Here is a 12,532-nt window from a genome sequence, read left to right as displayed (position 1 = left end):
CATGACCGTGATGATCCGGGAGCTGCGCCCCGACGCGCCGGCCGACCTCAAGGGCTTCGCCCGCGTCCGGCACCTCGCGATGCCGTACATACTCGTCACCCCCGACTCGCTCGTCCACGACCTCACCCACCTGCACCCCGACGCCCACTACCGGCCCCTGGTGGCCGTGGCGGACGGCGAGGTGATCGGCACCGCGCAGGTGCACCTGTCCCACGAGAGCACCGAGCCCGGCCAGGGCAACATCAACGTGTACGTGCATCCCGGGCACACCCGCCGCGGCGTCGGCACACTGCTGGTGCGGGCCGCCGAAGAACACCTGGCGAAACACGGGGCGGCCCGGCTGTACTCCTGGGTCCTGGACGAGCCGGGCAACCGCGCCTTCGCCCGGTCGCACGGCTACCGCCCCAGCCGCTCCGCCTACTTCCTGCGTCTGGACCTGGCTAACGGCACGCTCCCCCCGCTCCAGGACCCGCCCCCGGGCGTGGAGCTTCGCCGGGCCTCGGACTACGCCGACGACCCTCGTCCCCTGTTCGAGCTGGACGCGGAGACGACCTCGGACGAGCCGGGCGACGTGGACTTCGAGTTCACCGACTACGAGGCCTGGCTGGAGCAGACCTGGCGGCACCCGCTGCTCGATCCGGAGCTGACCTCGGTTGCGGTGGTCGACGGCCGGCCCGCGGCCTTCACCGCGGCCCGTACCGACGGCGGCACCCGCTACAGCACCGGCATGACGGGCACCGCCCGCGCCTTCCGCGGCCGGGGCCTGGCCAAGCTCGCCAAGAACGACTCACTGCACCGCGCCCGCGCCGCCGGGTACACGGACGCCTTCACGGGCAACGACACCGGCAACGCGCCGATGATCGCGGTCAACGAGTGGTTCGGGTACGAGGTCTGCGCGACGGAGGTGCGCCATGTCCGCGAACTCGGCTGAGACCGGCGGCCGCCCGCAGGCACCGGCGGAGGTGGACGTCGTCCTCGTCAAGGGCGGCCGCGTCAAGATCCGCTACCGGGGTGTGCTCGTGTCCGACGACGGCACGCGCGTCACCGTCCGGGCCGGGTGGGCGGGCGAGGGCGTCCGCGACTTCGGCTTCGTGCGCTTCGAGCCGGGCGACGTCTTCACCGAGCACTACTGGCGCGACCGCTGGTACTCCGTGAAGGAGGTCCGAGCCGCCGGGGGCGCGCTGAAGGGCTGGTACTGCGACGTCACCCGCCCCGCCACCCGCTCCGGCACGGACCTCGTCGTCGAGGACCTCGACCTGGACCTGTGGCGCTCCGCCGACGGCACGGACGTACGGCGACTGGACGAGGACGAGTTCGAGGCGAGCGGTCTGGCGCGCACCGACCCCGGGGCCGCGGCCGCCGCCCTGGCCGCCCTCGACGAACTGGAGGGTCTGGCCCGCGAGGGCGGCTTCGAGTCGCTGCTGGCCTGACTCCCGCAGCGGGCGGCGCCCGCTCAGTCCGAGGCCACCACCGCGTACCGCTCGTCGTCCACCTCCCCGCCCCACAGCCGCGCGTCGGCCGACAGTGACTCGAGGTGGATGTGGGAGGCGAGTGGCCTAAGAAGCATGGTCAGCCGGTCCGGGGGTATGCCGACGGGGGTGAGCGTGCCCCAGACACCCTCGATCAGGACGAGCCGGCCGTCCGGCCGCAGCAGCCCCTGCCAGTGCCGCAGCGCGCGGGCGGGGTCGGGCAGCGTCCACAGGACGTGCCGGACCAGGACGGCGTCGAAGCGCTGCCCGTCCACCGGCGGGTCCGCGGCGTCACCGACCAGGAACACCGCGTCGCGGCCGGCGAGCTTCGCGCGGGCCCGCTCCACCATCGCCGGGGACAGGTCCACGCCCGTCACCCGGTGGCCCTGCTCGGCCGCGAGGAGCGACAGGCTGCCGGTGCCGCAGCCGAGGTCGAGGATCTCGGCGGGGCGCCCGGGCAGCCAGCCGCGCAGCCGTTCGGCCCAGGCGGCACGCACCCCCGGGTCGCGCAGCCCGTGATCCGGTTCCTCGTCGAAGACGGCGGCCTGGGCGTCCCAGTCCACCCCGGCCCGGGCCGCGCCGTCGCCGCCGTCGGTTGTCGTATGCCCACTCATGCACCCCAGAGTGACACCGGCCACTGACATCGGAATCGTGACAGCCGCCACAGACAGAACCGCACCGATGAGCAACTCTCGCCCGAAAGGTCCTACCTCCGTACGAAGACGGATGCGGTAGGCCTCTAAGGAGGCAGTCATGCGCCGAGTGACAGTGCAGAAGCCCCTGAGGAAGACGGAGACCCGCCGCGTCCGCGAGGAGGCCGACGAGCGTCCCGCCGGGCGGCCCGAGGTCCGCAAGGACATCGCGCGCACCTGGTGGCCGGAGTCATGACCGGCGGCCGGGCCCTGAGACGCGCCGACCTGAGCGCAGTCTCAGCGCTGCCTTAACGCGAGCATAAGGATCTCCCCGCACCGCCTCCGACCGGCGTTTTCGCGGTGCGTTGCGGCTAGCTTCTGATCACCCCCACGGGATTCGTCCCGACCGTGTGTCAGAACTGTCGCCCCGAGGAGTTTCCTGATGCCCGCACGCCGCACGGCCGCCGCCTCCGCCGTTCTCGGACTGGCCCCGCTGGCCCTGACCGCGCTCGCCGCGGCGCCCGCGTCCGCGCACGGCTCCATGGGGGACCCGGTCAGCCGGGTGGCCCAGTGCTACGCGGAGGGTCCGGAGAACCCGAAGTCGGCCGCTTGCAAGGCGGCCGTCGCGGCCGGCGGCACCCAGGCGCTGTACGACTGGAACGGCATCCGGATCGGCGACGCGGGCGGCCGGCACCGGGAGCTGATCCCGGACGGCAGGCTGTGCAGCGCCGGCGACGACGAGTTCAAGGGCCTGGACCTGCCCCGCGCGGACTGGCCCGCGACGGACGTGCGCGGCGGCGCGTACACCTTCAAGTACCGCGTGACCGCCCCGCACAAGGGCACCTTCGCGGTCTACCTCACCAAGCCCGGCTACGACCCGGCCAAGCCCCTGGCCTGGGACGACCTCGACCTGTCGCATCCCGTCGCGACGGCCACCGACCCGGCCGCCGCGGACGGCTTCTACACCTTCTCCGGCACGCTGCCCGAGCGTTCGGGCAGGCACCTGCTGTACGCGGTGTGGCAGCGCTCGGACAGCCCGGAGGCGTTCTACTCCTGCTCGGACGTCACCTTCGGCGGCGGGAGCGGCGGCGCGTCCGGTGGCTCCGCCCCGGCACCGGCCGCCTCCGCGCCGACCGAGCGGCAGATCGAGGACGGGGCCGTCAAGTCGTCGGTCGAGCACCACGGCCACGGGGACGACGACCCCCGGACCACGACGGACCCGGTGGCGCCCGCGTCGGCGGACCCGGCCGCGAGCCCGGCGTCGGACACGGTGACGGACCCGGCCGTGCGGTCGGCCGGTGACACGGACGAGGACGCGACGGCCGACCGTGCCGCGCAGGCCGCCGCCGACGAGCCGAACCGGCCGCAGGCCGCCGGCAGCCCGGTGAACCTGGCCGAGACCGGCGGCGACGGCCGCACCCCGTATCTCGCGGTCGCCGGCGCGGCCGCCCTGGCGCTCGGCTCGGCGGCCCTGTTCGCCTCGGTCCGTCGGCGCGCCGCGGCAGGCGGCGGGCGGGGCCGCTGACGCGGCCCGTCGAACGCGGGGCCTGTCCGGCGGCTCAGGCCGGGCAGGCCCCGAGGCACGTCAGCTGAAGACCGACGCGCAGGTGGTGGCGGTGGCGTGCGCCGGGTCGAGCGCGTTGGCCACCTCGTGGAAGGCGATGCGGTCGATCGTGCCGATCGCCACGTGCTCGGACAGGTCGACCGCGCACAGGTCCTGCAACAGGACGTTGCGCACGTCGGAGCCGGTCAGGTACTGGGTCCGCCACGGCGTGACCACCTCGTCGTACTTGGTGGCGATGACCGTGTAGTGCACTCCGGGCACGGTGTCGCCGCCCTCGTTGAGCTTGGTAAGGAGGGCGGACCCGGTGATCTGGTCGGCGAGACCGGGGGTGGCGGCCTTGAGCAGGTCGCTCGCGCCCGGGAAGTAGGGCAGGAGGTTGGTGAGACCGCTGAGGGTGGTGCCGTGGTTGTCGGGTGCGATGCCGACGAGGGCGTTCACCTTGGCGGCCCCGCCGAGGAACTTCAGGTAGTAGCGGGGCATCATCCCGCCCTGCGAGTGGCCGACGAGGTCTGCCTTGGCGGCGCCGGTCGCGGCGAGCACCTTGTCGACGAAGGCGGACAGCTGCTCGGCCGACTTGTCGATGGGGCCGAGGCCGTAGAAGAGCGGGACGCCCGGCAACTGGCCGTAGTCGAGGGAGAAGACGCAGTACCCGCGGTCCTTCAGGTACGGCGCGAGGGACAGCCAGTTGTCGACGGAGTTGCCGAAGGTGCCGTGGACGAGGACGACGGGGCGGGGGTGGGCGGCGGAGGGCTTGCAGCTGTAGTTGTTCCAGCCGCTGCTCGGAGCACTGGCCGCGTGCGCGGTGACGGTGGGGGCGGTGGCGAGGGCTGCGGCCAGCAGCAGGGCGGCCAGTGGTCTGAGGGCGCGCTTGAAGGGCAGCATCGAGTGATCTCCTTGCGGCTCAAGGGAGGTACGACGGCACTACGCCCTGTGATCCGGATCACGGGATGCTGTTCACTCGTCAAGTTACGGACGAGTAGCCCACGTGTGAAGTTACGCGCCAGTAAAAACTTCAACCGGTAACCAGAAGCCGTGATAACGATCCTGACGAACCGTCATCACAGCCAAGAGGAACGGGAGTCACGCGGCCAGCGTGCCCGGCATCACCGCCCGCGGCCCGAACCGGGCTCGCGCGCGGTCCGCGACCTCCTCGATACGGCGGATCTTCTCGTCGACGGGGTCGAAGGCGAGCTGGTGGGAGGCCTGTTCGGCGGATCCGAGGCCCTCGGCGCGCAGGGCGAGCGCACGGACCCGGGCGCGCTGGAGGCCCAGCGCCTCGTACAGGGCGTACGCGGCGCCGGTCAACGCGGCCGAGTGCGCGGTCGGTTCGGTCAGCGTGCGGCTGCGGGTGGTGCTGGACCTTTCGGCGTAGCGCACGGTGAGTGTCAGGGTGCGGCAGACCTTGCCCAGGGAGCGCAGCCGGGAGCCCAGTTCACCCGCGGCCGACAGCAGCGCCCTGCGGTGCCGGTCGGGGTCCAGTTCGTCCCGGTCGAAGGGGCGTTCCTCCGCGAGGATGGGGGTCCCCCCTGCTCGAGCGCAGCCGAGAGCTTGGGGGAGGGAGACGGCGTTCGGTACCACCCGGCCGCGGTCGACACCGTTCGCCTTCTCGTGCAGTTCACGGCCGGCCTTCGCGCCGACCAGGCGCTGGAGGGTCGACAGGGGCGCGGCGGCGACCCGGCCGAGGGTGTCGAGGCCGTACTCGTCCAGGGTGCGGGCCGTCGCCGCGCCGACTCCGGGCAGCGCGGTGACGGGCCGCTCGGCCAGGAACCCCGCCACGGCGTCCGGTTCGCCGGGCACCGTGCGCGTGAGTCCGGGCCGGGCGCCCTGCAGGGCCATGCGGGCCAGCATCGGGCCCGGTCCGGCGCCGATCACGCAGTCCACGCCGTGCAGCGCGAGGGCGCGGACCCGGATCACCGACGCCAGTTCGACCGCGTCGCGCCCGAAGTACCGTTCGGCGCCCCGCAGATCGGCCAGCGCCCCGTCCGGGGGCAGCGCCTCGACGACCGGGGTGAACTCCTCGAGGAGCCCGAGCAGCCCCGGCAGGGCGGCCTCGTACATCGGCGGCAGCTGGAAACGTACGCAGAGAACCGTCATCCCGCACTCCCTGGACTCTGGTGCCACAACTTCCTTCCACCCGGCGGGCCTTCGCCCGCAGGGCGCAGATCGGCCCAGGGGTGCATCTCGTACCCCGTGGACATGCGGATCGTCCGGCCGCGCGCGGGGGCGCCGTCGCCGGGCCGCTCCAATGCCGGTTCGGCCAGGCGCGCCGCCACTTCGTCGAGTCCGCCCTCGGCGCGCAGTTCGGCGAGTTCGGCCAGGTTCCAGGCGGCGGCGCCCACCACGCTGACGCTGCGCGGGCCGCGCCGCTGCACCACGCCGCGCACCAGCAGCAGCCAGGAGTGGAAGACGGTGTGCGCGCAGGCGTCGTGGGAGTCGTCGAAGAAGGCGAGGTCGACCAGTCCGGTGCCGTCGTCCAGCGTGGTGAAGACGACCCGTTTGCCGGACCGGATCGGCGGGGTCTGGGTGGCCGCCTTGGCGCCCGCGACCAGTACCGTCTCACCGTGCCGGGCCTCGCGCAGCCGGCGTGCCGGGATCACGCCCAGTTCGTCGAGGAACGTCCGGTGGTCGTCCATCAGGTTCCGCGAGACGTCCATGGACAGCACACCCAGCTCGGCGCTGAGCCGTTCGGCGTCGGACAGGTCGGGGAGGCCGGCCGCGGCCGTCTTCCTCCCTCCTGCCAGGGGCAGTTGGCCGCCGCCCGCGCCGCCCGCGCCGCGGGCGCCGCGGTGCAGCTCGGTCAGGTGCAGTTGCAGGTCGCGGCGGTTGGCGCCGAACGCGTCCAGCGCGCCCACCTGGGCGAGCCGGGCGGCGATCGGGCGGCTGGGCCGGGCCCGCTCCCAGAAGTCGAGCAGCGAGGCGTAGGGCTGTCCGTCCGCGATGCGCGCCGCCTCGGCCTCGCTGATGCCGTGCACGTCGGAGAGGGCGAGCCGGAGTCCCCACATACCGGAGGAACCGGGCTTCGACTCAGACACCAGTTCGATACGGTGGGCGACGCCCGACCGGTTCACGTCCAGCGGCAGGATCGGCACCCCGCGCCGCCGCGCGTCCGCCAGCAGCAGCCGCTTCGGGTACATCCCGGGGTCGTGCGTGAGCAGCCCGGCGTAGAAGGCGGCCGGGTGATGGGCCTTCAGCCACGCCGACTGGTACGTCGGCACGGCGAAGGCGACCGCGTGCGCCTTGCAGAAGCCGTAGGAGCCGAATGCCTCGATCACCTCCCAGGTGCGGTGAATCGTTTCCGCGTCGTATCCCTCGGCCGCCGCGTGCTGCGCGAACCACACCTTGATCCGCCCCTGCGACTCCGGGTCGGACAGCCCGCGCCGCACCCTGTCCGCCTCGTCGCGTCCGCAGCCGGTCATGAGGTGCAGGATGTGGATGATCTGCTCGTGGAAGACAACGACCCCGTACGTCTCCTCCAGCGGTTCCTCGAGGTCGGGATGCGGATAGCGCACCGGCGCCCGCCCGTGCCGTGCCTCGATGAACGGCCGCACCATGTCGGCGGCGACCGGGCCGGGCCGGAACAGGGAGATGTCGACGACCAGGTCGTGGAACGTGGCCGGCTGGAGCCGGCCGACCAGGTCGCGCTGGCCCGGGGACTCGATCTGGAAGCAGCCGAGGGTCTCGGCGGAGCGGATGAGCCGGTACGTCGCCGGGTCGCCGTCCGGCAGGGAGTCGAGGTCGACCCGCTCCCCCGTGGTCCGCGCCACCTCCGCGACCGCGTGCGCCATCGCCGACTGCATCCGCACGCCCAGCACGTCCAGCTTGAGCAGCCCGAGGTCCTCCACGTCGTCCTTGTCGAACTGGGACATGGGGAAGCCCTCGCCGCTGGTGGGCACGACCGGTGTACGGGACGGCAGGGAGGCGTCGGAGAGCAGGACCCCGCAGGGGTGCATGGCGACCCCGCGCGGCAGGGCGTCCAGTGCCTCGACCAGCTCCCACAGCCTGCCGTACCGGTCCCGCTCCCCCGCCAGCGCCCTGAGTTCGGGCAGCTCGTCGAGCGCCGCGCGGGCGTCGCGGGCGCGGATGTGCGGGAAGGACTTGGCGATGCGGTCGATGTCGGCGGGGTCCATGGACAGGGCGGCCCCGACATCGCGCACGGCGTGCCGTACGCGGTACGTCTCCGGCATGGCGACGGTCGCCACCCGCTCGGTGCCGAACCGGCCGATGATCCGGCGGTAGACCTCCAGCCGGCGCGCGGACTCCACGTCGATGTCGATGTCGGGCAGGGCCGTGCGCCGCTTGGACAGGAAGCGCTCCATCAGCAGCCCGTGCTCGACCGGGTCGGCGTGGGCGATGCCGAGGAGATGGTTGACGAGGGAGCCGGCGCCGGAGCCGCGGGCGGCGACCCGGATACCCATCTCCCGTACGTCGTCGACGACTTGAGCGACGGTGAGGAAGTAGGTGGCGAAGCCGTGGTGGGCGATGATGTCCAGCTCCCGGTGCATCCGCTCCCAGTAGTCCCGGCGGCCCGCGTAGCCGTGCAGCACCATGCCCGCCGCCGCCCGGGAGGCGAGTACGCGCTGGGCGGTGCGGCGGCCGGCGCCGACGAGGTGCGGCTCGGGAAAGCGGACGGTGCCCAGGCCGAGGTCGTCCTCGGGGTCGACCAGGCACTCGGCGGCCGTGGTCCGGGTCTGCTCCAGCAGGCGGTGGGCGGCCCCGGGGCGGAATCCGGCGGCCTCCACGATCCGCTCGGCCGCGCGCAGCATGGCGTCCGGTTCCTTCAGCCAGGCCTCGCCGGAGTCCAGCTCCTTGGCCGGGTCGATGGGGACGAGCCGGCGGGCGGCGTCCAGCACGTCGGCGACCGGGCCCTGCCCCGGGTCGGCGTACCGGACGGCGTTGCTGAGCACGGGCCGGATCCGCTGCTCGGCGGCGAAGCCGACGGTGCGGGCGGCCAGGCGCAGCGAGCCGGGTCCGGTGCCCGCACGGCCGTGCCAGACGGCCTCCAGGCGCAGGGCGTCGCCGTAGGTCTCACGCCAGGGCACGAGGAGTTTCGCGGCCCGGTCGGGGCGGCCGGCGGCGAGGGCGCGGCCGATGTCGGAATCGGGGCCGAGCAGGACGGTCAGGCCGTCGGCGTGGTCGCCGGGCCAGGGCAGCAGCGGGGTTCCCGGAGACGGGGACGCCCCCTGTGCGCGCGGGGCGGTGGGGCCGGCGTGGGCGGCGGTGACCAGGTGGCACAGATCGGCCCAGCCGCGGGCGCCGGCGCGGGCGAGGAAGGTGACGCGGGGAGCCGACTCGTCGACGAAGGCGCCTCCGCGCACGGGGGCACGGCGCCGGTCCCGGCGTACGGGGTCCATGGTCTCCACCGCCAGCTCCACGCCGAACAGCGGGCGGACGCCCGCCGCCGCGCAGGCCTTGGCGAAGCGGACCGAGCCGGCCAGGGTGTCGCGGTCGGTGAGCGCGAGCGCGTCCATGCCCCGTTCCGCGGCGCGCTCGGCCAGCCGCTCCGGGTGCGAGGCGCCGTAGCGCAGGGAGAACCCGGAGGCGGTGTGCAGATGCGTGAAGTCCGGCATCCGCACCTCCCGCACTCGTGAGCGTCACCGCTCTCGAACATCCGTTCCCATCTCTCCCACCCCCACCATAAACCAATTTCCGAACGTGTGTGCGACATCCGTTCGAGCGTCTCCCACCTGCGCAAACACCCGGCGGTCACGCGAGAGCCCCGCCCTCGGGAGGGCGGGGCTCTCACCGGTCGCGGGGAGGCCGGGGCCGGGATCAGCCGATCCGGGCGCCGGTCGCCGAGAGGGCCTCGGTGACCGGCTGGAAGAAGGTCACACCGCCCGAGGCGCAGTCGCCGCTGCCGCCGGAGGTGAGACCGATCGCGGTGTCGCCGTCGAACAGGGAGCCGCCGCTGTCACCGGGCTCGGCGCACACATCGGTCTGGATCAGACCGCTGACCGTGCCCTCGGCGTAGTTCACGGTGGCGTTCAGACCGGTGACCGTGCCGCTGTGCACCTGGCTCGTCGAACCGCTGCGGGTCACCTTCTCGCCGACGGTCGCGTCGCCCGCCCTGGTGATCGTCTGCGTCGAGCCGTTGTAGAGGTTCACCGCACTCGGGTGGCCGACGCTCGCGGTGTACCGGACCAGACCGAAGTCGTCGCCCGGGAAGCTGGACCGCTCGTTCTGGCCGATCACCGTGCCGCCGGCGTCCGACCAGGTGGAGATCGCCTCCGTGCAGTGGCCCGCGGTGAGGAAGTAGGGCTGGCCGTCCTTGACCACGTTGAAGCCGAGCGAGCAGCGGCCGCCGGAGCCGGTGATCGCGTCACCGCCCGCGACGAAGGGCTTGAACTCCCCGTTCGAACGCCTGAGTTCGGCCTTGGCGCCGAGTCCGTCGACGACCTTGCCCAGCCTGGACCACTCGGACCCGGAGACCGTGCTGTCGGCGGTGACGACGACCTTGTTGGTCACGGGGTCCGTCGCCCACGAGGTGCCGGGGATGGCCGCGTCCTTCTCCAGCGTGGTGCGGGCGCCGGTCAGTTCGGCGAGGGAGTTCCGTACGACTCTCGCCTTGGCGCCCGCCCGCTCGACGGTCTCGGCGGTGCTCGCGTCGAGCACGTTCACCACAAGGCTCTTCGTCGTGGCGTCGTAGTACGTGCCCGCGGCGTCGGCGCCGAGGTCCCGCACGAGCGTCGAGGCGAGCTTTCCGGCCGCCGCGGACGAAAGGGTCCGGACCTCGGGGGCCTTGGCGGGTTCACTGGCGTTCGCACTCTGGAAGGTGAATCCCGCGACGAGCAGGGCGGCGACGCCCGCTCCCGCCACGGCCGCACGGCGTCCGGGTATGCGTCGATGCTTCAACTGACGTCCTCCTGTGGGGGGTCGGCCCGGCGGGTTGTGGGGACCCGGCGAGCCGGAAGGCGGTTGAACGGCGCCCACTATTCCGATGCCCCCAGAGGCACACAAGGCCGAGTTCTGGACGTGTGTACGTCAACCGGCGTACTCCCCCTGTGTATCGGCCCGCGCGCCGAGATCACCATGGGAGCGTTCACGCAACATTCACAGCGCAAACACCAGAGGCGGGTGACCGGCGCCGTTCCACCAGGCCTGGTCCCGGCCCGAATTCGGCCCTCAGGGCGGGCGATCCACGAGGGGCGCCGAGCGTCGCTGACCCGCGCCCGGCGTATCGCGCGCGCACAACGGCGAGCCCCCGCACGCCGGTCGCGTACGGGGGCTCTGCGCTGTCGGGCGCCGGGCCGCGCACATCGCGGCCCGGCACAGGGGGAGGTCAGCCGATGTGGACCCCGTACGCGCTCAGCGCGGCGGTGACCGGCTGGAAGAAGGTCGTGCCGCCGGAGGTGCAGTTGCCGCTGCCGCCGGAGGTCAGACCGTAGGCGATACCGCTGTTGGAGTACAGCGAGCCGCCGGAGTCACCGGGCTCGGCGCAGACCGTGGTCTGGATGAGGCCGTTGACGATCTCGCCGTTGCCGTAGTTGACCGTCGCGTTGAGGGCCGTGACCTTGCCGCTGTGGATGCCGGTCGTCGAGCCGCGCCGGTAGACGGTGGTGCCCACGGACGGCGTGGCCGCGCTGGTGATGTTCACGCTGCCCACGGCGCTCGGGTGGGCCACCGAGGTGTTGGTGTAGCGCACGATGCCGTAGTCGTGGCCGGGGAAGGAGGAGCCGGCCGTGGTGCCGAGCGTGGTCGAGTGACCGGAGTTCGACCACCAGGTACCCGCGCCGTCGGTGCAGTGACCGGCGGTCAGGAAGTAGGAGTTGCCGCTGTTGTCCTTGACGTTGAAGCCCAGCGAGCAGCGCCAGCTACTCGCATAGATGGCGTCGCCGCCGGAGATGAGCTTGTTGAACTTCCCGGAGGCGTGCTTGATGGTCAGGGCAGCGGAGTTGGTCCCCGCCTGCCGCTGGATCCGGGCGATGTCGGCCTGGGAGACCGTGCTGTCGACGGTGACGACGACCCGGTTGGTCTTGCTGTCGACAGTCCAGGCGGTGCCCGGGATGTCGGCCTTGAGCACGGAGTCGCTCGCGGTGGTGAGCTGCGCCGCACTGAAGGTGGTGGGAGTGTCGGACGCGCTCGCGTTGGGGACTGCGAACGCGGCTGCGGCCACGAAACCGGAGGCGATGGCGATCAGCCGGGTCCGTCTCGTCATGCCGCCGAGGGGAGTGGTGCGCTTGATCCTCACTTGTCGTTCCTCCACAAAGGAAGTCGGGGGCCCGCGTGGGGTCGGGGCCCGTGAGGCGCAGTCAGCGGACGACTGTTCGGATTCCGAACATGCCGTGCCCCTGACAAGCGCTGTGGGGGAGTATTCGGCCGAACGACCGGTCGGCGCAAGGGCGCCTTTCGGCCGTGCGGCCATGCGCGATTCGAGTGAACCAAGAGTGATCAGGGCCAATTGACGTGTCGTCGGCAACGGGAGGACGGCCTCGGGCCGGACCGCGTTTCCCGGCCGCGGTCACGACGTCGTGGCCGCCGCGCCCCATATGGCCTCGCGGTGCCGTCCGAACCGGCACTCGCCCAGGTCGGCCCGAGCGGCCGGCACCGGCCGGACGTCGCCGGCGGCGTGCCGCACCCGGCCGCCGAAGGGCCGCTCGCCGAGGGCCGGTTCGTCCGCTCCGGCAGCGGCGGCCGCGACCGTCGCGCCCTTCGCCGTCCAGGCTCGCGGGGTGTCCGGAACTCGACGTTCCGGATGGCCCCCGAGCCCGCTCGCGCCGATCGGCGCGAGCGGGTCACGAAGCGCCGACGCCGCCTTCATGCGGTGCCGGCGCCCCTGCTTCCACTGATCGGGCAGGTCCATCATGAGATGAGCCCTTCCATGCGCGGCCCGGCGGCCAAACCCCGCCGCCGCCCACCGCACGGACCCGAAG

General features: G+C 72.9%; 11 protein-coding genes. 4 read left to right on the top strand and 7 right to left on the bottom strand.

Going from position 1 to position 12,532, the window contains the following annotated elements; translation table 11 throughout:
* Position 1: 1 nt before the first annotated feature.
* Together CG719_RS07245 and CG719_RS07240 are read left to right on the top strand one after the other, a co-directional pair.
* Complete coding sequence (locus tag CG719_RS07245; protein WP_100567679.1) at positions 2 to 931, top strand: GNAT family N-acetyltransferase; 930 nt, start codon at positions 2 to 4, stop codon at positions 929 to 931.
* Positions 912 to 1,430 (top strand): DUF402 domain-containing protein, encoded by a 519-nt coding sequence (locus tag CG719_RS07240; RefSeq protein WP_100567678.1) that lies wholly within the window; start codon positions 912 to 914, stop codon positions 1,428 to 1,430. The genes CG719_RS07245 and CG719_RS07240 overlap by 20 nt, the downstream gene beginning before the upstream one ends.
* Before the next feature lie 23 nt (positions 1,431 to 1,453).
* Here the strand turns inward: CG719_RS07240 and CG719_RS07235 are convergent, their stop codons facing one another.
* Positions 1,454 to 2,083: a class I SAM-dependent methyltransferase gene (locus CG719_RS07235; protein ID WP_234375479.1), complete on the bottom strand. Its 630-nt coding sequence runs from the start codon at positions 2,081 to 2,083 to the stop codon at positions 1,454 to 1,456.
* 139 nt (positions 2,084 to 2,222) lie between these two features.
* Here CG719_RS07235 and CG719_RS37095 point away from each other — a divergent pair, with 139 nt between their 5' ends.
* Both CG719_RS37095 and CG719_RS07225 read left to right on the top strand, forming a co-directional pair.
* Complete coding sequence (locus CG719_RS37095) at positions 2,223 to 2,357, top strand: hypothetical protein (RefSeq protein ID WP_100567676.1); 135 nt, start codon at positions 2,223 to 2,225, stop codon at positions 2,355 to 2,357.
* 186 nt (positions 2,358 to 2,543) lie between these two features.
* Positions 2,544 to 3,626, top strand: coding sequence for a lytic polysaccharide monooxygenase auxiliary activity family 9 protein (locus CG719_RS07225; protein ID WP_100567675.1), 1,083 nt, complete (start codon positions 2,544 to 2,546; stop codon positions 3,624 to 3,626).
* Positions 3,627 to 3,686: 60 nt separating this feature from the next.
* Here the strand turns inward: CG719_RS07225 and CG719_RS07220 are convergent, their stop codons facing one another.
* The 6 genes from CG719_RS07220 to CG719_RS07195 all read right to left on the bottom strand — a co-directional run bounded on the left by CG719_RS07220 (position 3,687) and on the right by CG719_RS07195 (position 12,465).
* A complete protein-coding gene (locus CG719_RS07220; RefSeq protein ID WP_100567674.1) occupies positions 3,687 to 4,547 on the bottom strand; it encodes an esterase/lipase family protein in 861 nt (286 codons plus the stop codon).
* 198 nt (positions 4,548 to 4,745) lie between these two features.
* Positions 4,746 to 5,759 (bottom strand): DNA polymerase Y family protein, encoded by a 1,014-nt coding sequence (locus tag CG719_RS07215; protein ID WP_100567673.1) that lies wholly within the window; start codon positions 5,757 to 5,759, stop codon positions 4,746 to 4,748.
* Positions 5,756 to 9,232, bottom strand: coding sequence for a DNA polymerase III subunit alpha (locus CG719_RS07210; protein WP_100567672.1), 3,477 nt, complete (start codon positions 9,230 to 9,232; stop codon positions 5,756 to 5,758). Before CG719_RS07210 ends, CG719_RS07215 begins: the two co-directional genes overlap by 4 nt.
* 202 nt (positions 9,233 to 9,434) lie before the next feature.
* Complete coding sequence (locus CG719_RS07205) at positions 9,435 to 10,514, bottom strand: S1 family peptidase (RefSeq protein ID WP_100567671.1); 1,080 nt, start codon at positions 10,512 to 10,514, stop codon at positions 9,435 to 9,437.
* A gap of 427 nt (positions 10,515 to 10,941) precedes the next feature.
* On the bottom strand, positions 10,942 to 11,850 hold the full coding sequence (locus CG719_RS07200; protein WP_100567670.1) for a S1 family peptidase: 909 nt from the start codon (positions 11,848 to 11,850) through the stop codon (positions 10,942 to 10,944).
* Between the two features lie 270 nt (positions 11,851 to 12,120).
* Entirely contained in the window at positions 12,121 to 12,465 is a 345-nt protein-coding gene (locus CG719_RS07195) for a hypothetical protein (protein ID WP_100567669.1), read from the bottom strand.
* Between the last annotated feature and the right edge of the window lie 67 nt (positions 12,466 to 12,532).

This window comes from Streptomyces sp. CB01373, from assembly GCF_002803075.1.
In the GTDB taxonomy this organism is placed as follows: domain Bacteria; phylum Actinomycetota; class Actinomycetes; order Streptomycetales; family Streptomycetaceae; genus Streptomyces.
The sequence above is the reverse complement of the archived record's forward strand: the minus strand, read 5'-3'. Positions and strand labels throughout refer to the sequence as shown.

What these genes read in the sequence shown, in the direction of transcription:
- CG719_RS07245 (WP_100567679.1), top strand. Translation starts at nt 2, where the DNA reads ATGACCGTGATGATCCGGGAGCTGCGCCCCGACGCGCCGGCCGACCTC.
- CG719_RS07240 (WP_100567678.1), top strand. Translation starts at nt 912, where the DNA reads ATGTCCGCGAACTCGGCTGAGACCGGCGGCCGCCCGCAGGCACCGGCG.
- CG719_RS07235 (WP_234375479.1), bottom strand. Translation starts at nt 2,083, where the DNA reads ATGAGTGGGCATACGACAACCGACGGCGGCGACGGCGCGGCCCGGGCC.
- CG719_RS37095 (WP_100567676.1), top strand. Translation starts at nt 2,223, where the DNA reads ATGCGCCGAGTGACAGTGCAGAAGCCCCTGAGGAAGACGGAGACCCGC.
- CG719_RS07225 (WP_100567675.1), top strand. Translation starts at nt 2,544, where the DNA reads ATGCCCGCACGCCGCACGGCCGCCGCCTCCGCCGTTCTCGGACTGGCC.
- CG719_RS07220 (WP_100567674.1), bottom strand. Translation starts at nt 4,547, where the DNA reads ATGCTGCCCTTCAAGCGCGCCCTCAGACCACTGGCCGCCCTGCTGCTG.
- CG719_RS07215 (WP_100567673.1), bottom strand. Translation starts at nt 5,759, where the DNA reads ATGACGGTTCTCTGCGTACGTTTCCAGCTGCCGCCGATGTACGAGGCC.
- CG719_RS07210 (WP_100567672.1), bottom strand. Translation starts at nt 9,232, where the DNA reads ATGCCGGACTTCACGCATCTGCACACCGCCTCCGGGTTCTCCCTGCGC.
- CG719_RS07195 (WP_100567669.1), bottom strand. Translation starts at nt 12,465, where the DNA reads ATGATGGACCTGCCCGATCAGTGGAAGCAGGGGCGCCGGCACCGCATG.